This is a genomic window from Hydrocarboniphaga sp. (assembly GCF_028291725.1).
Lineage (GTDB): Bacteria > Pseudomonadota > Gammaproteobacteria > Nevskiales > Nevskiaceae > Hydrocarboniphaga.
The window spans coordinates 62,970-83,502 of sequence record NZ_JAQGNT010000013.1; the positions used below are offsets into that span (position 1 = coordinate 62,970).

Below are 20,533 nucleotides of genomic sequence, written 5' to 3' on the forward strand. Positions count from 1 at the left end.
ACACAATGAGCCAGATCACGCCTCAACCGCAGTTGGCGATGCCCGAGACTCCCCAACTGATCATCACCGTGTTCTTTGCGGTTCTAGCGGTGCTTTCGCTGATCAATGCGCTGCGCACTGCCCGCGCGCAGCGCTCGATGTTTCCGATCGCGCTGTTCATCGGCTGCGGGCTCGCGGTGACCTACGAGCCGCTGAACAATTTCCTAGGCCAATGCGTGTATCCGCAGCAAGGGCAGTGGACCTGGATCGAGGCGATAGACCGCAAGATGCCGACGTTTCTGGGACTGATCTACCTGTTCTACTTCTGCGGCAGCATTCTGTACATCATGCGCCGCATCGCCGAAGGCGTGACAGCTGCGCAGTGGTGGAGGATGTATGGTATCGGCGTGGTATTCGTCACCGTTTTCGAACTGGTGCCGTTGCACTACCAGCTCTGGGAATACTATGGCGACAACCAGCCGCTGAATTTCCTGATGGGCTTCCCGGCCTGGTGGTGGTTTGCCAATCCCTTCTGCCTGTTCGCGATGGCGGTGCTGTTTCATTTCCTGCGTCGCACGGTGCTGCAGGAGCGGATGAGCCTGTTGTTCATTCCTCTGACGCCGCTGGCCCTGATGGCCACGCATGGCCCGGTGGCGCTGCCGGTGTTCATCGCCCTGAACGCGAGTCAGAGCACCGTGGTGACGAACATCGCCGCGCTGGTTTCGATCGGCATGTCGCTGCTGCTGATGTGGACCCTGGGCCGTCTGGTTTGTGTCGCCCATGGCGCATCGGTTGCGGCCGCGCACGGTCGCGGGGCGCGGTAGTGAGGGCGGGGGCCTAGTAGTGCCACACATTAATTTGGAACTGTCATTCCCGCGAAGGCGGGAATCCAGAGTTTACAGATGCGCGCTCGGCGGCTCTGGATTCCCGCTTTCGCGGGAATGACGGTAGGTTGTGAAAGTTTCGTTAGCACTGTGTCGCGACACTAGACACTTGCCCGGCGCGACCGCTTTATCCGGTGCCTGGCTCGGCGTCGTCCCCGTCGATTTCGCTGCCGCGGAATTCGCTGATCGTCTGTCCGGTCCAGCTCTTGAACGCGCGGCGGAACGCGTTGCTGCTGACGAAGCCGAGCAGGTAGCCGATCTCTTTGGACGACAGGCTGGACGAGCGCAGGTATTCGCAGGCCAGCTCGGTGCGGAAGTCGGCAACCAGCTTCTGGTAGCTGCGGTGCTGTTCGTGCAGCTGGCGGCGTAGCGTGCGCCCGCTCATGCCGAGGATTTCGGCGGCCTCGTCCAGGGTAGGTGTCGCGCTCGGTCTGCGCAGCAGCAGCAAGCGCAGCCGGGACAGCAAGGGGCTCTCCTGGGACAGCTGCCGCATGATCTGCCCACAATTCTGCAGGCAGATATCGTTGAACTCGCGATCGCTGCTGCGCAGCGACTTCTCGACCCAGCGTGTGGCCATCGTGACGCGGGTATGCGACGCCGAGAACCGGACCGGGCAGCCGTAAGTCTGCTGGTAGAGAGCTGCGTGTGCGGGCGGCGGGTAGCTCAACTCCACCAGGTGGAATGAAGGGGGCTCGCCAGACAGCGTGCCGCCGATCTTGTGCGTCATCGCGAGGAATTCTTCCACGCAGAACGCCAGCCCGCCTTCGGTCGGGATTTCCTCGGCTATTTCGACGGACGAATACTCGGGGCCTTCGACCAGCGTATGCAGCCCCCAGCAGGTGCCGACCAGGCTGCGGCTGTAGCGCATCCACAGCAGCAGCGCCTGGCGCAGGCTCGGCGAGGAGATCATCGCGTAGCCGACGATGCCGAGGTCGGCGATCTCGCTGCTGCTGCCGAGATCGAACGCGATGCCCTGGTTGCCGCTCAGGCGCAACAGGTTGGAAACGACCCTGCGGTAGGCATCGAGGCCGATCAGGCAGCTCGGTTCAGCCAGTGCCGCGACATCGATCCCGCTGCCGGCGAGCACCGCTTCGGCCTTGAACCCGTGCAGCTGCATCACGGCCAGGTAGTGGCGGATTCGGGCAGGTCGAAACATTCGCTGTGCACAGTCCGGGCGGCGGGTCTCCTAGTGTAAGAGATTGAAAGGACGGGGCAGGCTGCTACGGCCCGGAGGCCGGCGCCGGTGGCAGGCTGCGGATCAGCCCGATATTGACCAGCGGCCACAGCGTGAACGCGCTGGCGAACGCCAGGTAGACCGGCGACAGGAAGAAGTCGCTGACCTGGGCGAAAGCCGCCGTCAGGAACACGAGGTTGCCGGCCATGCACAGCTGCCGCGCCACTGACTGGCCCGCGCGGTTCTTGCGCAGCACCATCAGCGCGGTGTGATACGGCGCCGCCGGAATCACCGCGGTTACCGCGAAAGTGACGAAGAACAGATCGTCGGCGATGCCGTGCTTGATCAGCAACCACAGCGCGCCGATGGCCAGCGTGCCGAGCACCAGCAGCGCGCCGAACTTCGGGCGTGCCATCGACGGCCACAATTCCCTGTGCCCGTACCGGTAGACCTGGTAGATCAGGTAGGCCTCGAACGCCACCGTGCCGAGCAGCGCGAACCACCAGGCCTTGAACCACCAGTGGCTGTAGGCGCCGCCGAACCACAGCTCGTACGACAGCACGAAGCTCAGGTCATGCCAGAAGAAGAATGCCGCGCTGAAAAAGGCCTCGACATAGACCTTCTCGGCGATCGCCTGGCGCACTGCCGTCGTGAAATAAATGTAGCTGAAAATGACCGGCCCGATCAGGCAGGGCAGGATCGTGCGCCAGTGCTGGTTCAGCGCATCGATCGCGGCGGCGTAGTCGTACATGGCGACTCCTCAAAGTATCAACGAACCCGTAGGTCGGCAATCCTTTGCCGACGTGTAGCTGCGATGCGCAATCGAGGCCTCATGTCGGCAAGGTATTGCCGACCTACGAGTCACGCGGCCGCTTGCGTCTGCTGCAGCCGTATCGCGCGCAGCATCATCACCGTCATCGCGATCATCCAGATCGTGAAGAACAGCACCGGCAAGTAGAAAACGAAGATGCCGTTCCACGAGAACGGGCCGGAGTTGAACATCACGCCGATGAAGCCTTCGCTGGCGACGATGCCGGTCCAGAGCGTCAGCCAGCCCAGCCAGCGCGGGAAGGCGGTGTGCGGATCCAGGTTGTTGCGGGACAGGCTGACCAGGGCCACCGCAATCAGCTGGAAAGGGAAGAACGAAGCCGCGCAGTAGAACGTCAGGAAGGCGAGTTCGTGCATCAGCGCGGTAATCTCGGGACTGCGGCCCGGGTTGAACGCCGCCGCGCCCCAGAGCAGCGGCGGCAGCGCGAAGATCCAGGTGCCGGCGGCGCTGGTCAGGGCCTGCAGCATGGTCCATATCGAAGTGCGCTGCTCGATCCGGTCCATCTGCACCGCGATGACCATCGACCACGGCAGGTAGAAGCCGCCGCTGATGATCGTCAGCGCCACGCCGATACGGAACTTCAGATTGCTGTGTGCATAGATCTCCGCGACCTGCGCGGCACTCAGGTCCGGTGCCGGCGGCGGGAAGATACCCATCATGAAGACCAGGGCCGCGAAATAGACCGTCGCCATGCCCAGGCTCAGCGCGATCAGCAGGCGCTGGGTACGCGCGCTGGCATTGAAAAGCTGCATGCCTTGCTTCAGAAATCCCAGTTCACGCGGACGCCGTAGGTCACCGGCGGCGCGTACGTGGTCCAGGTGCCGATGTCGGTCGGCAGCTTGTTGATCGCGTGCAGCGTATTGGTCAGATTTTTGCCGAAGGCGGTGATGCGCAGGCGCCAGGGTGTGTACAGATAGCTGATGCGCGCATCGAGCGTGGCGTACGAGGGCTCTTCGGCCCTGGACAAGTTCTGCGCAGTGTAGAAGTAGCCCGAGTTGTAATAGACGTCGGCGCCGGTTTCGACGGTGCCGGGGCCCACGTCAAAGGTGTAGCTGAGGCCGCCGGTGCCCGAGAACTTGGGCGAACGCACGATGCGGTTGCCGGCGAAGTCCTGCCCTGGCAGCACGCCGCCGCCGAGCACGAAGCCGCTGCCGCCGAACGGGATGCCCTGATCGGTGAAGCCGCTGGCGTTCGGGTAGTCGGTGTACTTGGCATCCAGATAGGCGCCGTTGGCGGTGGCGATCAGGCCGGGCAGCAGCTCGGGCGCGATCTGCCACAGCAGGTCGAACTCGGCGCCGCGGATGCGGGCGTGCTTGGCCGACTCGAAGCGCACTGCGCCGCCGCTGAGCAGCGAGATGAACTGCACCTGCATGTTGTCGATCTCGGTGTCGAACACCGCAGCGTTGAACTGCAGGCGGTGATCGAACAGCTGGCTCTTCACGCCGAGTTCGTACGCGGTGACGGTTTCCGGCTCGATATACTGCGTCGGCGTGTAGATGTTGAGAATGTTGTAGGTGCCGCTCTTGAATCCCTTCTGGTACGAGGCGTAGGTCAGCACATCGTCGGCCGGGCGGAAGTCGAGCGTGACTTTCGGCGAGAAGTTGGAGGTATCCGCCTTCTGGTTCGCAAAATTGAACAGCGGCACGAACACGCCGTCCGACACCTGCAGCTGATCCTTGGAATCCTGCAGCTCGCGGCTCTCGGTCTGATAGCGGCCGCCCAGCGTCAGCGCGAAGTCATAGGGCAGCTGCACCGTGCCCTGCGCATAACCGGCCAGCGACTTGGTTCTCAGGAACCCTTGTGCCTGGATGTCCACGCGGGTACCCAGGCCGTCGAGCAGGTTGGTGTTGCCGAGCAGGCCGAGCTGGTCGTTGAGCGTGGTGATGATGTCGTCGAACACAGGCACATCGCGGCCCACTGAGAACAGCACCGGGTCGAAGCCGGCATAGCTGTCGATGTGATAGAGGCCGCCAATCCACTTGAACCAGTCCGCGCCGGGCGTGGTCGCGTTGGAGATGATCTGCAGCTCCTGCGTGTTTACGCGCGCCAGCTGATCGGCGTCGAAGCTCACCAGCGGTGCCTTGGTGGCGTCATAGTCGATTGCCGCTGAAGTGGTGATCGACTGGTGACTCGCCAGCAGCTTGGTGTCGAACCAGTCGTAGCGATAGTTGGCCTCGCCATAGATCACCGGGTTGCGCGAGTTGCTGTACGAGTGATTGTCGATGCTGCTCTGGTACTTGGGCGTCGTGGTGACGCCGAGCAGCACGTATTGCGCATTCGGTGAGGTGTTCTGGTTGATCACCGGCGCGATGCCGGACTGCTCCACCAGCAGGCCGCTGAGCGTGATGTCGAAGTCGTCGGTCGGTGACCATTTGGCGCGTATGCGTGCGCCCTGCTCGCGCTCCCGGGGTAGCGGAACACGCGGCGAATCGGCGGTGAGCTTGTAGTAGCTGTCGGCCAGGTTGTAGAGCGCCGACACGTTGAACGCGAACGTGTCCGTGACCGGCACATTGACGTAGGCGCGTGTCTGCATCGCGTCGAAATTGGCGTAGCTCGCCTGCACCGAACCTTCGAAGGTATCGGTCGGCTTCTTGGTGATCACGTTGATCGCGCCGCCGGTGGAATTGCGGCCGAACAGTGTGCCCTGCGGGCCTTTCAACACTTCGACCTGCTGCACCGCGCCGAAGGATTGCACCAGGCCGTGCGAAAAAGGGAAGAAGATGCCGTCGATATAGGTGGAGACGCTGGCGTCGGCCGACGGTACGAAGGCGTCGGTGCCGACACCGCGGATGAAGATGATCGAATAGCCGGCGATCACCGAATACACCATGCCGGGCGTGACCGTCGGCAGGTTCAGCGAGTCGCTGACGCCGCGTGCGTCGAGTGCTTCGGCCGAAAATGCTTGCACCGATATCGGCACGTCCTGCAGGTTTTCTTCGCGCTTCTGCGCGGTCACGATCACTTCTTCGATCAGGCGGCTGCTGCTGTGGGCTCGCTCCGGCGCGGCTTCGGCTTCGGCCGGCCCTGCTACCGGGATGGTGTCCAGGCTCGCAGGAGCGTCGGCTGCGGGCGCCGCGGCCGGGCCGCTATCGGCGTCTGCACCGGCGCTGGCCTCGGTGGCGGCCGGTGCCTCGGCTTGCGCCAGCGTCGTGGGTGCGAAGATGCCGGCGCTGACGCCCAGCAGAAATCTCACAGTAGCGTGATGCATTCGTCCTCTCCCTGATAGCCGTGCTTGTCGTCCGAGCTGCACGATCTGTTGATGCCAAGCAATGTTCCGCTAGGCAATGTTCCGTCGCCGTGGCCTGTTGGCCAGGCCTTATCCGTATATTGCGAAGCTCAGGCTGTGGCCATCGCGCGGCCACCGCTGGTACGCGTGACGCTGCCGGCCGCAACCGGCGGCAGGCGGCGCATCAGCCAGATATTGGCCAGCGGCCACAGCGTGAATGTGGCCACGTAGGCCAGGTAGACCGGCGATCGGAAGAACGCATCGATCTGGGCGAATGCGCCGGTCAATGACCAGAGCATCGCAATGGTCGACAGTTCCATGACGACCGACTGGCCCGCGCGGCTCTGGCGCCGCGACATCACCGCGGTGTGGAATGGCACCGAGAACGACGCGGTGATGGCGAAGGTGATGAAGAACAACTCGTCGCCGAGCGAAACCTTGACCAGCGCCCACAGCAAGCCGATGCCGATGGTGCCCAGCACGATCAGCATGCCGAAGGCGCGCTTGGACAGATTCGGCCACAGCTCCTTGTGCCCGTAGCGGTAGACCTGGTACAGCATCACCACTTCCAGCACCACGGTTGCGCACAGCGCGAACCACCACATCTTGACCCACCAGTGGTTGTAAAAATGAAACCACTTGTCGTACATCAGCACGAAGCTGAAGTCGTGCCACAGGAACACGGCGGAGCCGATGAAGGGCACGACATAGACCTGCTGTTTTCTGGCCATCGCGAAGGCGATGAAGAAGTACACGAACACAAAAAATGCCGTGCTCAGCAGGCAGGCCATGATGGTGAAAGTGTGCTGGTCGATCGCCAGCAGGGCGGCGTGTGCGTCGTACATGGTGGAGCTTCTCCTCTATTGATCCCTGATTCGGCTGTCTGGCCGAGTCTGCAGGACTTCTCCGTGCGCGGCTCTCACGATAGACAGCAAGCATATCGGTCGCAAGCTAACTAGTAAGCTACCGGATCCGGCCAAGGGTGATCCCACACCGGCCATCCGTCATGCTGCACTGCGGGAGACGTTAGGCCGAAGCGATCTGCAGCAAGGGCCCGAGCGCCTCATCGGCGAGTTTGGTATCGATGTACTCCCTGATCCTGAAGACACGTCGGTCGCGGATGAAGAACAGGAAGTGATATTGATTGTTGTACGCCGTGCCGTTGACCAGAGTCGAGTATCCCTGGACTTCGCAGGAGACGCGCTCGTCCTCGGCGGTCATGCTGAGGATCTGAAAATCGATGCCGCCGCGGGTCACCGTGCCGAGAAATCCGGCGACTGCGCAGATGTCGGCGTGGTGGCGGGTTCCCGACACGACGCTGGTGCCGGTGCAGACCGCCTGGATGTCCTCGGTGATCAGTGCTTGGAGCGTATCCAGATCACCGCTGCCCAGCGCGCGCATGAATGCCGTGACGACCGCCTTGTTGTCTTGCATCGCTGTCTCCGTCGCCGATATCGGTGGGCTTCTGAGTGAGCCGTAGTCGTACATTAGCGTACGTTAATCTAATGTACCAATATTGCGGGCAGCCACCCCCGGCCGTTGCTTCGGCAACCTCCGGCGGAGCGTTCTGGCGGTGGGGCGCGGTCTCGTCAGAGCGCTGGAGCGGTTCCGTTCCAGGCCCGGTTTGCGTGGCGGCGCGCCGCGGCCTTGCCGTCGTTGCAGTAGATCAGGCTGGCGGTGTAGACCAGCAACAGGCTGAATGCGGAGGATGCTAAAGCGCCGAGATGGATCCATAGCGGATTGTCGGTGGTGAACATCGCGGCCGCGATCGGCAGCGCCGCAGCGCAATGGCCACCGCCCATGCATAGCGGAAGACCGAATAGGATCAGCCAGTGATGCCTCCGATCCAGATGGGTGGCCATTGCGTGCAGGCCGATGGAAATCGTCACCAGGAATGCGCTGTAGGTCATCGGGCAGCTCAAGGGCACACCGAGGACGACGAAGGGCTGCGGGCCGTAGTACACCCAGGCACCGAGATTGACGCCGAAAATCTCGATGCCGATAGCAATAGCTAGCGTAAACGCATAGAGCTTCCACAGTGTCGCCCGGTTTAGCCCCTGCTCCACCTTTTTCAGGAAGTAGAGCGCCGGCACCGACATGTACCAGAAGTAGAGTACGCCGATGAACAGTGGAACCTGACGGCCGAACAAATCGATCCAGCCGATTTGCCCATGGACCGGATACAGCACGCTCACCAGGATATCGCCCAGGGGCTCGTAGCCCACTGCGAGCCCGCCGCCCAGAAACGCGAATACTGGAACCCAGTCCCCGCGGCGCCGCGTCTCGGCGACGACGAACCAGCTCGCCAGCACGAACATCAGGCAAGACAACGCGATCAGGATCGCCTGCGGAAGCGCCGGCATCGTCGCGGTCCATGGCACCAGCTCGAGGATTTTCGGGATCATGGTCGCGCTCATCGGTGACGGCATATTGATAGTCTAGCGTACGGTATGCAAAGGACACTGGAGACGGGTCGTTGGTCGATTGCATCTCGGCCGATCTACGCCGGTCTTTCCAAACCTCCAGCGCACCCCGGGCGATGCCGGCGAGCCGCAGATCGAACCGCTGGGTAACACTTAAAGACTCAGCGAATCGAGGTCGTCCATCGCGGTGGCGATACGCTGGATGAACTCGAGCGTCACGTCGCGTGGCTGCATGTCAGGTATATCGGGTGTCGGGCACAAGGTGACGGTCCACCAGGTCAGCGCTGGAATCAGCTGCTGGCGGTAGATATCCCAAGCGGCGTCGAAGGCGACCGCCGGCCCGCCGGCCGCCGCGAGTTGTTCGAGGTAGTAGGCGAGCAGCTCGCGCTCCCAGGCACGGCGGTCCTCGGCCGTCAATGCGGTCGCGATCGTGTAGGCGAAGTCGCGGCCCCAGTTGGCGAGCGAGCAGCACTGCCAGTCCGCCAGGCCCATCTCGCCGTTGCCGGCCACGTACCAGTTCTTCAGATGCACGTCGCCGTGCCCGAGTGTGCGCGGGCCGTGGTCCAGCGCATCGACCGCGGCCAGCGTGGCCGGCCAGATCGCTGCGGCGCGCTGGTAAAGCCGTTGCGGAATCACCTCGGCGCCTGCGAGGAAGCCCGCCTCCGAGCCTTCGCGCATGCCGAAGCCCAGCGTGTCGGTGAAAAATTCCTTGAACGTCGGAAACCCGGCGATGCGCTCACGCAAGGCCTCATTGCCGTAGCAGCTGCCGTGGACCTTGGCCAGCAGGCGCATCTGACTTTCCGCGCGCTGCCGCGTGATCACGGTTTTGTGATTGCAGAACGCCTGGGCCGTGTCGGTCAGGTCGTCGAGTATGATCATCGAGTTGAAGCTTTCGGGATCAAAGCGCGCGTAGTGGCACATCGGCGCCTCGATATCCAGCAGCGGCCGTACCTGCGTGTAGAACAGCGTCTCGCAGCGCGCCGCGCCGGAGACGCCGAGCACGATGCGGTTGGCGAGATCCTGCGATGCCTTGCAGAACATCGCGGCCGGCAGTCCGGCTTTCACGCCCGCCGCGTTGTAGTCGACAAAAATCCGACGGCGATTGGAGGTGCCGGTATCGATCGCGCCGAGACGATGCGCCGTCACCGCTGCATCGGGCGCCTTGTCGCACAGCACGGCTGTCAGCCAGCCATCGGTGATCGCCTCGAACGACAGCGGCAAGTCGTCGGCAGTCACCGCAACACGATTGTGCAGCCGGTCGCGATAGTAGGCGGCTTGTATGATTTCGGGATTCATCGGGTACTCCGGGTTGCAGTGGAGACAGGACGGCGTGGGTAAGTCGGCAACCCCTTCCCTTGCCGACGTGAGGAGTTTCTGTCGGCAAAGGATTGCCGACCTACTTCAGCGGTTCCAAGTGACGACGGATCGAATGAATGCTGCATCTCCGCGACAGGTTGAGCCCCGTCATTCAACTGCCGGTGGGCAGCACCGTATCACCCGCGGGCTCTGCTTTGTGGCGGGCAAGATCGCTGCGCGCGCGGTCGCGGACGTAGAAATAGAGGCTGCGAATCTGCTCATCACTCAGGTCGTCGAACTGCGGCATGCCGCGTGACGCCAGTGCCCCGTCCTGCAATACGCTGCGCAGCGCGTCGGGGCTGAGCATCAACGGCGAGGCGCGAAGGTCCGGCGCGCCGCCGCCTGAAATCGCCATGAAGCCGTGGCACAGATGGCAGGATGTATTGAAGAGCTGTTGCCCGGCCGTCGCCAGGGGCTTGTCGATCGTCAGTTTCGTGTCATCCAATGGTATCGGCATCGGCGCTTTTACCGTCGGCGGCAAGACGCTCTTGCGGCCCAGCGCGAACACCAGCAGCCGGCGCGGCTGCGCGCCGTAGACCCAGCCGTGCCGGGCGACGCCGACGCCGAAAGCGCCAGGCAGCGCGCCACCCCAGCCGACCAGGATCGCGACGTACTGCTGGCCGTCGATCTGGTAGCTGATCGGCGCGCCGACGATGCCCAGGCCCGCGTCGAAGCTCCACAGCTTCTTGCCGGTTCTGGCGTGATACGCAGCGAACTCACCGGCTGCATTGCCCTGGAATACCAGATCACCGGCCGTGGTCACCGTGCCGCCGTTCCACAGCCCCGGCATCGGCGTCTCCCAGACCTTGCGCTTGGCGATCGGGTCCCAGGCGATCAGCGAGGCCGACAGCCTGATCTGCCCCAGGCCCTCGACTTCGATCACGTCGTAGCCGGTGTTGTAGAAGAACGGTTTTTCGACCCAGCTGCGCGGGTCCATGTTCTTCTGACTGTAGTACTGCGGCATGTCCACGGTCGGGATATAGACCAGCCCAGTCTGGGGATTGAACGACATCGCCTGCCAGTCATGGACGCCGACCGAACTAGGGTAGAGCAGGCCCGCGCCGCCGGGGAATCGCGCCTCCGGTGTTTCCACCGGCCGGCCGGACTCGATGTCGACGTGAGTCGCCCAGGTGACTTTGCCGAAGGCATCGGCCGCCAGCAGCTTGCCATCGCTGCGATCGATCACATAGAAGAACCCGTTCTTCGGCGCATGCAGGATCACCTTGCGATTCCTGCCCTGCCATTTGAGCGTCGCCAGCACGATGTCCTGCGACGAGTTGTAGTCCCAGCTCTCGCCTGGCGTAGTCTGGTAGTGCCAGGCGTAGGCTCCGGTATCGGCATCGAGCGCGACGATCGACGACAGGAACAGGTTGTCGCCACCGCCGGGGCTGCGCACGTTCTGGTTCCACGGCCCGCCGTTGCCGGTGCCGAGATAGATGCGGTTGAACTCGGGGTCGTAAGTGATCGAGTTCCACACCGTGCCGCCGCCGCCGAACTTCCACCATTCGCCTTTCCAGGTTTTGGCGGCCATCGCCATCGCGGCGTTCTCGAAGCCTTTGGCGGGCTCGCCCGGGGTTATATAGAAGCGCCAGATCCGCTTGCCGGTTGCGGCGTCGTAGGCGGTGGCGTAGCCGCGCGAATAGCCGGCCTCGGCGCCACCGTTGCCGATGATGATCTTGTCGTTGTACGCGCGCGGCGCGCCGGTGATGTACCCGGTTTCGCCTTCGAGCGTCTGCACTGCCCAGCTCTCTTTGCCGGTCGCGGCGTCGACCGCGATCAGGCGGCCGTCGTAAGTGCCGACATAGACGCGGCCCTTCCAGTAGGCGACGCCGCGATTGGCCGGAAACAGCAGGCGATAACGCTTGCCGGCGTGCTTCCAGACTTCCGGATCGTAGCGCCATTTGAGCTGGCCGCTGCGCGCATCGACGGCGAAGACGATCGAATCGTTGCCGCTGAAGTAGATCGTCCCATCGACTGCCAGCGGCGTCGCCTGCAGCGACTTGATGCCGGGCAGATCCAGCGACCACGCGAGGCCGAGCTTGCCGACGTTGTCCGGTTTGATCTGCGACAGCGGAACGAAGCGCTGCTCACTGTAGTCGCGGCCGTAGGACAGCCAGTCGCCGGTGCGGGACTCGTCGGCGATGGCGGCGCCGTCGATTATGCTTTCTGCGTGGACGTTGCAGCATGCCGATGCTGCGAGCAGCAGCCACCATCGATTGCGGATCATCGTGATCTCGTTAAGTCATCGAGAGCCCCGTCGGGCCTCGTAGGTTGGTGGTGAGCGCAGCGAACCCCAACTGAGATGCCAGCCGTCGGGAGTGCCCGTTGGGGTTCGCTGCGCTCACCCCAACCTACGAGCTACGAGCGACGAGCTATGGCGGCTCAGTTGATCAGCGATTGCAGGTCGAGCAGCGCGAGCTGCTCGTTGGTGATGCCTTCCATCGCCTTGAAGAAGCGCGTGCGCAAGACATGCGACGAGCCGTCGTCCGCATGTTCTTCCAGCAGCCGATCGTTGCCGCGTCCGCCGATGAAGGTCGTCAACAACTCTGCGCTTTCGCCGCGTGTGATCGGCTGATGGATCTCCAGCGTGTTCTCGAACGCGATGTCGCCGGCGCGGAACTCGAGGTCGCCGTAGTACCAGGCTCCGGCCAGCGTGTACGCGGTGGCTACGCAGTGATGGCCGTGGCGAGGAGTCACCACGTTGGGCCCCATCCTGAACTTGAGGATGACGGTGTTGGTTTCCTCGTTGACCTTGAGGACTTTGAACTGCGAGTTCTCGATCAGCGGATAAGTCAGCCAGGGAACCGAATCCGATTCGATGCGGCTCAGTTCCTGTGACAGTGCGTCGATTCCCATGGCAGGCTCCTTATTCGTAGCGGTAGGCGACGCTGACGCCGACCGTGGTCGGCATGCCGGTATAGCGCACCGTGGTGTCCGAGATGTGGTCGGCGATCGTCCAGTAATACTCGTCGGTGAGGTTGCGGCCCCAGACGCTGAAGCGCCATTTGCCATCCGCCGTGGCCACGCCTGCGCGAAGGTCGAGCAGCGCGTAGCCGTCGATCTTGAGGATGTCCAGATCGCCGAGCCCACCGTTGGTGCTGCTCTGGTAGCTCAGGTTGGCCCCGGCGAACCCGTTCAGATCGTTGTTCAGCGGCCACTCGTATTGCGCGTCGACAAAGCCCTGCCACTTCGACGTCAGCGGGAAGGCTTCGCCGCTGAAATCGCCCGGGTGGCCGTAGGGATCGTAGTTCTGGAAATCCTTGATCTCGCTGTCGACATAGGTGCCGCCGACATTCGTCGTCAGGCCCGCGACCGGCAGCCAGGTGAGCTGCAGTTCGGCACCCTTGACGCTTGATTTGGGGATGTTGACCAGGGCTTCGAGCGGCCCGAACACCGGATCGATCACGCGGCCGCGCACCTGCTTGTCCTTGTAATCGTAGTAGAAGACCGCGCCGTTGAACTGCATCGTGCGATCCAGCAGCCGGGTCTTGAAGCCGGTCTCGTAGGCGAGCACGGACTCCTGCGTCGCGGGATCGAGCTGCGCGTCGAAACTCGCCGACAGAATCGGGAAGCTGCCTGACTTGTAGCCCTTGCTGATGTTGGCATAGAGCAAGGTGCCGTCGGCCGGCTTCCAGTCCAGGCCGGTGCGCCAGGACAGGTTGTTCTCGTCGAGTGTGCGGCTCTTCAAGCCGGCGTTCAGGCTGCCGTCGGCCTCCAGCGTCGTCGTGGTGCAATCCCCCGCAGCGACGGCGGTGCCGAAGACGCGGTTCCATGCCGTGGCGAGCGAGCCATCGCCGCTGTCGCCGGTGCAGCCGGAGAAGTCCAGATCGGCCTGCGTATAGCGCGCGGCGGCGTGGGCGGTCAGGCGGTCCGTCAGATCGAAATCCACGTTGGCAAAAGCTGATTTCGTGTCGAACTTCTGGTCGGAGTAGTTGTAGTAGACGAAGAACGGCGGCGAGCCGAGCGCGTAGGCGTTGCCGTTGTAGGTCACGTTGCCGTCGTCGCGCTGCTTGACCTTGTCGTGGGCGTAGTTGGCGCCGACGATCCAGCGCGTGCGCTCGCCCAGCGCACCGGCCAGGCGCAGTTCCTGGTTTACCGAGTCGATGTCGCCGTCGGTGTGGTACTCGATGTTCTGCAGCGTGGTGCCATCGGGGTCGACGTCGCGGTCCTGCTTGTAGCTGGAATACGAGGAGATCGAGGTCAGCGTGAGGTCCTGCGTGAGCTCGTAGTCGACGCGTAGCGCGGACTGCACGAAGCGATTGTCGCGGCTGTAGGTATCGCTCGGCCCCCAGTCTGCGGCGCGATTGTCCTGGGGCGAGGTCGGATACGTCAGCAGGTCCGGCGTGTACTTCTCGACCCTGGCCTGGCTCAACGGGGTAATCGCGATCAGTTGCGCGGCCTGCTCGTCGGAGCGGTCGACGTAGCCATTGAGATTGAGCTCGGCTTTCAGCGCCCCGCTCGGCGCCCAGTCGAACAGCACACGCGCAGCGGTCTTGTTCTTCTTGCCGTTCTCGTTGTCGGTGGTGTAGCTCTGCTGCCAGTCGCCGCCCTGCTCGGTCTTGATCGCGACGCGGCCCTTGAGCGTGTCGGCCAGCGGTCCGCTGACGAAGCCTTCGATGACCGATGTGTTGAAGCTGCCGTATTCGTCGCTGAAACCGGCAGAGAACGTATCGGTGGGTTTGGCCGCGATGTAGTTGACGGCGCCGCCGGTCGAGTTCTGGCCGAACAGCGTGCCTTGCGGGCCTTTCAACACTTCCACGCGTTGCAGGTCCATCGACGCACCGGCGGTCAGGATCGGGAATGGCAGCGGGACTTCGTCGACATAGACGCTGACATTGGGCTTGGCGCCGAGGCTGCTTTCGTTGAAGCCGATGCCGCGGATCGAGTAGATCGGCGTGGAGTAGGCGCTCTGCGTATAGCGGAAGCCGGGCACGATCTTCTGCAGATCACCAACGCTGCTGATGCCCTGGTCGCGCAAGGAATTGCCGCTCAATGCGGTGATCGACATCGGCACACTGTTGACCGCCTCCTGGCGTTTCTGCGCAGTGACGATGATTTCTTCGATGCCCGCCGTTTGCTCCGGTATAGCGGCGGCACCGGGAGCTGCGCCGGCTGCGGATTCGGCCGGAGCCGGTTCTGGCATCGATCCCGGGATGGCTTCCGCCGCCGGTGGACTGGCGGCGTCCTGTGCGGCCGCCATCGGGATATACAGACAGAAGCTCAGCGCAAACGGCACGACATGGTGTTTTTTCACGACATTTCTCCTCGTTATTCTTCCGCGTTCCTGGCAACGGAGTTGCCTGACGGCGGTGCTTTTTAGCTCGGCCATTCTGGCGAACGGCCTTGAGGAGCATTTTTGCTGCTAGCGACAATTTCTTGGCATCTGATGACAGTTGGCGCGCGGATCAGGTCATTGCGATCGCGATCAAAGGTCTTTATCACTGCTCCGGCTGGGGGCGATGCAGGGCCTTGATCTGCCTGGGCGCGGTACTGAACCAGCGGCGGCAAGCGCGATTGAGTGAACTCTGATCCAGGTAGCCGAGTTGCTCGGCGATCTGCGCCATCGACAGCTTCGACTCCGACAGCAGTTCCTCGGCGCGTTCGCGCCGCACCGACTCGACCATGTCTTCAAAATGCAGGTTCAGCTGAGTCAGGCGCCGCTGCAGTGTGCGTTCGTGCAGATGCAGTTGTCCGGCCACGTATTGCAGGTTGCAGCGGCCGCTCGGCAGCAGGCGACGGATCAGTTGCTCGACCTGGCAGCGAAAATCGAAGGGGTTGCTGGTACTGAACTGGCGCAGATAGTCGGTCATCACGCGGCGCAGCTGCGCATCGGTATTTTCGAGCGGCCGGCGCAGATCCTCCGCCCTTACCACCAAGGCATTGACCGGCTGGCTGAATTGCGCGGCGGTGCCGAAGTAATGCCGGTAAGTCGATTGAGGCAGCGGCGTGGCGTGACGGAACAATACCGTCTCCAGCCAGCCCTGGCCGTGCGTCAGCGTCTGCATGTGACGATGGAACAGGCACATGGCGAGTTCGATGGTCTGGCGCTTGTGGGGTTCGCCCGAGAATCGCAGGTCGTAGGTCAGCAGCGGGCGCCGCGGATCGGTTTGCTCGTCGATCCGGCACAGGATCGCCGGACTGTAGAAGCCGATGTGCTCGATCATGTCGGCGATCGCGTCGCGTACCGTCGGCGAATTCAGGCCGATGATGCCGACCGGCCCCAGGATGCGCATGTCCTGCTCGAGTGCCAGCTGCATGCCGAAGTCGGGGCAGGCCAGGGTGATGGCGGTGGCCTCCAGCAGCCGGACCATCGAGCGGAACGAGATCAGTTCATCCGAAACCTCCAGCGCACCCGGGGCGATGCCGGCGCGCTGCAGCAGGCTGTCCGCATCTCCGCCGAGTTTCGCCACTAGCCGGCGATAACCCGTCAACGCGGAAGATCGGATGCGATCGGTCATGGGTGGATCGGTGACAGATCCCGAAGAAGCATCAGCTTAGCGACTGGCCGCCATCGACGACCAGAATCTGGCCGGTAATGTGGCGCGCTGCGTCCGAGGCAAGAAACAACACGGCTGCGGCGACGTCGTCCGGCTCGCCGAGACGCCGGAGCGCGGTGCTGGCGATCGCCTGTTGTTCCGCGCCCGGAACCGCCATCAGCGAGCGGATCATGTCGGTGCGCGTGGTGCCCGGTGCGACCACGTTGATGCGCACGCCTTGCGCGCCCCATTCCACCGCGAGTTGGCGCGCAAGGTGATTCCCTGCCGCTTTGGAAACCGCATAGATTCCGGAGTTCGGCACGCCGAGCGTGCCGGCGGTCGACGACAGCATGACCATCGCGCCCGAGCCCTGGGCGGCCATCGTCGGCAGGACCAGGCGCGACAGATGCCAGACTGCGGTGAGATTGGTGTCCAGCACTTTCTGCCAGACCGCCGGCGGCAGATCCTGCAGCGAATCGAACGAGGGATTGATCGCCGCATTCGCGACCAGGATGTCGATGCGTCCCCAGCGTGCCAGGGTCTGCTCGACGAGTTGCACGCGATCCTCGTCGCGCGCGACGTGACACACAACCGCGATCGCGTCAAAACCCTGCGCGCGGAACTCGTCGCAGACCGCGGCGCAGCGCTCGGCCTTGCGCGACGAGATCACCAGTTTCGCGCCGGCCTGCGCCATCAGCCTGGCGCTTGCCAGGCCGATACCCCGTGTCGAACCGGTTACGATCGCGACCTTGCCGTCGAGGCGGAATGGGCTGTTTGCGGGACCCGAACTCACTTCCGCGTCCGCAGAACGACGAGTTGTTTACGCGCTGCCATCACGCGCCTTGCGCTTGGCCGCCTGGCGGTCGAGGAAGGCCTGCAGCAGGGCCTTGTGCTCGGCACCGGTGAACAGGATGCTGTTGCTGATGCGCTCGACGTTGCGCGCCTGCGCGCGGTCGAGATCGGTCGCCAGCTCGATCGACAGCTTCGCCAGGCCGAGCAGCTCGTAGGGTTGGCGGGTCAGCTTGGCGCAGAACGCGCGTACCCGGCTTTCGAATTCCTCGTCCGGGTACACCGCGTGCACGATGCCCATGCTCAGTGCCTGCGCGGCATCGACCTGTTCGCCGGCCATCACCAGCCAGCGTGCCCAGTGCGGCCCGGCGATGCGGGTCAGGCGGCTGATGCCGCCGGAGCCGGGCAGGGCGCCGATGTCGATTTCCGGCAGGCCGTAGCGCGCGCTGGCCGCGGCCAGGCGGAAGTCGCAGGACAGCGACATTTCCAGGCCGCCGCCCAGGCACGGCCCCTGGTGGGCGACGACGATCGGCTTCTCGATCGCCTCCAGCTCGTCGAACATGCGGTGGAACTTGGTGCGGTACCAGTGCCGGCCATCGAGCGTGCTGCCGGCCACGCTCGGTGAAAGCTCGGGATTCACGTCCATGCCGGCGGTGAAATACGGGCCGGCCGCACGGATCAGCATGACCCGCAGATCGCGCCGGGCGCCAAAGCGGTCGACCGTTTCGCGCAGCATCTCCAGCATCTCGTCGGAAATCGCGTTGTATTTCTGCGGGCGATTCAGCACCACCTCCAGAATGCCGTCCTGTTCCTGCACCAGAACCGTGTCGTTCAAGTTCGTCTCCGTTGACCTGGCGACATTCTATTGGATTGCTTGCTTACGATGTCGGTGCCGGTCTTCGGCCAGCATAGATTGAATGTACACGGGTCGCGGCACCCGGCCTCGGGCGTCCCTCAGCCCCATTTCCAATGATTCGGTGGGCTAGGCGTGCGCCGCACGCTCGCCGACGTGGACCATGGTAGCTACGTCTCGCAGCAGGAAACTCGACAGCGCCGGGATCAGGACCAGCGCACCGAGCATGTTCCAGAGGAACATGAAGGTCAGCAGGATGCCCATGTCGGCCTGGAACTTGATTGGCGACCAGGCCCAGGTGATGACGCCGGCTGCCAGCGTAACCCCGACCAGCGCGACGACCTTGCCGGTGAAGCTCACCGCGCGGGCGTAGGCATCGCCCAGTGGCAGGCCTGAACGTTGCAGTGTCAGCTGCACGCTCAGCAGGTACAGCGCGTAATCCACGCCGATGCCGACGCCAAGCGCGATCACCGGCAGCGTCGCGACTTTTACGCCGATGCCGAGCACGACCATCAGGGCCTCACACAGGATCGAGGTCAGCGCCAGCGGCACAACCGCGACGACCACGGCCCGCCAACTGCGGAAAGTGATGAAGCACAGGGTGATGACCGCTGCGTAGACCAGCAGCAGCATCGTGCGATTGGCCTGCTTGACGGTGATGTTGGTGGCGGCGTCGATGCCGGAGGAACCGGCAGCGAGCAGAAACTGCACATCCTGATTGTTGTGGCGGTCGGCGAACTGCTGCGAGACTTCGACAATCTGTTCCAGCGTCTCGGCCTTGTGATCCTTCAGATAGGCGATCACGGTGCCCAGAGACCACTCCTTGTTGATCAGTTCGGGATTGTTGTCGCTGACGAAGTTGGCACCCGGCGAAAGCACGGCCTGATCGCGATTGATCGACAGCCACTTCGGCGAGCCCTCGTAGCTGCCCGAGGTTGCAAAGCGGATCACCTGCGACGCTGAGGCGACGGTCTGCACCGAGGGCAGCTCGCGCAGCTTCTGCTGCAGCCGGTCCTGTTCGGTCAGTGTGTTGAAAGTCGCAATGCCGGCGGTCGGCGTCTTGACGATGATCACGAACTGGTCGCTGGACAGGCCGTAGTTGGCGGCGATGAAGCTGTTGTCTCGGTTGTAGCGCGAATCGGCTCGCAGCTCCGGCGCGCCCGGGTCGAGATCACCGATCTTCAGATTGAGGCTGACGACATAGCCGGCCACCGCCAGTATCGCCGCGGCGATCAGTGTCGGAACGGCGTACCGCGCCTGAGTGAAGCAGGCCAGACGCGGCAGCGCGAATCGGCCCGGCATGTTGGATTCCGCGCGCATCGCACGCGCGGCGGCCTTGGGGCTGACGCCGATATAGGACAGCAGGATCGGCAGCAGCACCAGATTGGTGAAGATCAGCACGCCGACGCCGAGGCTCGCGGTCATCGCCAGATCACGAATCACCGGGATGTCGATGATCATCAGCACGGCGAAGCTCACCGCGTCGGCGATCAGCGCGGTCAAGCCGGCCAGAAACAGGCGGCGGAACGTATAACGCGCTGCCACATAGCGATGCGTGCCGCGGCCGACGTCCTGCATGATGCCGTTCATCTTCTGCGCGCCGTGGCTGACGCCGATGGCGAACACCAGGAACGGCACCAGCACCGAGTAGGGATCGAGCACGTAGCCGAGCAGATGCACGATGCCGAGTTGCCAGAGCACGGCCATCAGCGAGCAGGCCACGACCAGCAGCGTGCTGCGGATACAGCGCGTGTAAAGGAAAATGACGATGCCGGCCATCACTGCAGCGACGGCGAAGTAGGCCATCACCTGCACCAGCCCATCGATCAGATCGCCGACCAGTTTGGCGAAGCCGACGATGTGGATGTGGATGGAGGCGTTCTGCTTGCTGCGGACTTTGTCTTCGAGCGCGCGCGCGAATTCGGCGTAGTCGAGCGGCGCGCCGGTATCGGGATTGAGGTCCAGCAGCGGCACGAAAACCGTGCTCGACTTCTGGTTGTTGGCGACCAGATTGCCGACCAGCCCGGCCCGGCCGACGTTGCTGCGCAAGGTATCCAGCGAGGCCGCCGTGCCGTCGTAGTCCTGCGGCATCACCGGGCCGCCGCGGAAACCCTCCTCGGTGACCTGGGTCCAGCGCACACCGGGCGTCCACAGCGACTTCTGGAACGAGCGATCCACGCCGGGCATCAGGAATACGAGGTCGTTGATGTCCTGCAGAACCCTCAGATAGTCCGGATCGTAGATATCGCCCTTGGTGTTCTCGACGTCGATGCGGATCGAGTTGCCGAGACTGCGCAGGAAATCCTTGTTGGCGAGATAGTTCTGGATATACGCCTGCGACTGCGGCAGCATTTTTTCGAAGCTGGCATTGACGCGCAGCTGGATCGCCTGCCAGCCGAGCAGAGCCGACACCAGCGTGCAGAGCAGCACGATCGCCAGGCGGTGGTTGAAGATCAGCCGTTCCAGGACATTGCCGGATTTCGAATCGAACGACGCCCGATCGCGAACCACCGGCATCGCATCGGTCTGCAGGGAAGCGGCCAT

General features: G+C 63.5%; 16 protein-coding genes. 1 reads left to right on the top strand and 15 read right to left on the bottom strand.

Features of this window, described 5'->3' with window-relative positions; translation table 11 throughout:
• The first annotated feature begins 5 nt into the window (after positions 1-5).
• On the top strand, positions 6-803 hold the full coding sequence (locus JWQ90_RS04270; RefSeq protein WP_299689895.1) for a hypothetical protein: 798 nt from the start codon (positions 6-8) through the stop codon (positions 801-803).
• Between the two features lie 187 nt (positions 804-990).
• On the opposite strand, the gene JWQ90_RS04275 is transcribed toward JWQ90_RS04270, so the two are convergent.
• The 15 genes from JWQ90_RS04275 to JWQ90_RS04345 form a co-directional block, all read right to left on the bottom strand.
• Positions 991-2,019 carry an AraC family transcriptional regulator gene (locus tag JWQ90_RS04275; protein ID WP_299689898.1) on the bottom strand — a complete coding sequence of 343 codons (1,029 nt, stop codon included), beginning with the start codon at positions 2,017-2,019 and terminating at the stop codon, positions 991-993.
• A gap of 64 nt (positions 2,020-2,083) precedes the next feature.
• Positions 2,084-2,788 carry a hypothetical protein gene (locus tag JWQ90_RS04280; RefSeq protein ID WP_299689901.1) on the bottom strand — a complete coding sequence of 235 codons (705 nt, stop codon included), beginning with the start codon at positions 2,786-2,788 and terminating at the stop codon, positions 2,084-2,086.
• 110 nt (positions 2,789-2,898) lie between these two features.
• Positions 2,899-3,618 (bottom strand): hypothetical protein, encoded by a 720-nt coding sequence (locus tag JWQ90_RS04285; RefSeq protein ID WP_299689904.1) that lies wholly within the window; start codon positions 3,616-3,618, stop codon positions 2,899-2,901.
• Positions 3,619-3,626: 8 nt separating this feature from the next.
• Positions 3,627-6,074, bottom strand: a complete 2,448-nt coding sequence (locus tag JWQ90_RS04290) for a TonB-dependent receptor (RefSeq protein WP_299689906.1) — start codon at positions 6,072-6,074, stop codon at positions 3,627-3,629.
• Between the two features lie 128 nt (positions 6,075-6,202).
• Positions 6,203-6,937 carry a hypothetical protein gene (locus tag JWQ90_RS04295; RefSeq protein WP_299689909.1) on the bottom strand — a complete coding sequence of 245 codons (735 nt, stop codon included), beginning with the start codon at positions 6,935-6,937 and terminating at the stop codon, positions 6,203-6,205.
• Between the two features lie 181 nt (positions 6,938-7,118).
• A complete protein-coding gene (locus JWQ90_RS04300; protein ID WP_299689911.1) occupies positions 7,119-7,526 on the bottom strand; it encodes a nuclear transport factor 2 family protein in 408 nt (135 codons plus the stop codon).
• 155 nt (positions 7,527-7,681) lie between these two features.
• Positions 7,682-8,497: a hypothetical protein gene (locus JWQ90_RS04305; protein WP_299689913.1), complete on the bottom strand. Its 816-nt coding sequence runs from the start codon at positions 8,495-8,497 to the stop codon at positions 7,682-7,684.
• Positions 8,498-8,668: 171 nt separating this feature from the next.
• The gene (locus tag JWQ90_RS04310) at positions 8,669-9,811 is read right to left on the bottom strand and encodes a phosphotransferase (RefSeq protein ID WP_299689915.1); all 1,143 of its coding nucleotides are present in this window, start codon (positions 9,809-9,811) and stop codon (positions 8,669-8,671) included.
• Positions 9,812-9,983: 172 nt separating this feature from the next.
• Entirely contained in the window at positions 9,984-12,098 is a 2,115-nt protein-coding gene (locus JWQ90_RS04315) for a PQQ-dependent dehydrogenase, methanol/ethanol family (protein ID WP_299689918.1), read from the bottom strand.
• A gap of 155 nt (positions 12,099-12,253) precedes the next feature.
• Entirely contained in the window at positions 12,254-12,727 is a 474-nt protein-coding gene (locus JWQ90_RS04320) for a cupin domain-containing protein (RefSeq protein ID WP_299689921.1), read from the bottom strand.
• 10 nt (positions 12,728-12,737) lie between these two features.
• Positions 12,738-15,125: a TonB-dependent receptor gene (locus JWQ90_RS04325; protein WP_299689924.1), complete on the bottom strand. Its 2,388-nt coding sequence runs from the start codon at positions 15,123-15,125 to the stop codon at positions 12,738-12,740.
• 184 nt (positions 15,126-15,309) lie between these two features.
• Complete coding sequence (locus JWQ90_RS04330; protein ID WP_299689927.1) at positions 15,310-16,329, bottom strand: AraC family transcriptional regulator; 1,020 nt, start codon at positions 16,327-16,329, stop codon at positions 15,310-15,312.
• A 31-nt stretch (positions 16,330-16,360) separates the two neighbouring features.
• On the bottom strand, positions 16,361-17,140 hold the full coding sequence (locus JWQ90_RS04335) for an SDR family NAD(P)-dependent oxidoreductase (protein ID WP_299689931.1): 780 nt from the start codon (positions 17,138-17,140) through the stop codon (positions 16,361-16,363).
• A gap of 27 nt (positions 17,141-17,167) precedes the next feature.
• A complete protein-coding gene (locus JWQ90_RS04340; protein WP_299689934.1) occupies positions 17,168-17,971 on the bottom strand; it encodes an enoyl-CoA hydratase/isomerase family protein in 804 nt (267 codons plus the stop codon).
• 147 nt (positions 17,972-18,118) lie between these two features.
• On the bottom strand, positions 18,119-20,533 hold the full coding sequence (locus JWQ90_RS04345; protein WP_299689937.1) for an MMPL family transporter: 2,415 nt from the start codon (positions 20,531-20,533) through the stop codon (positions 18,119-18,121).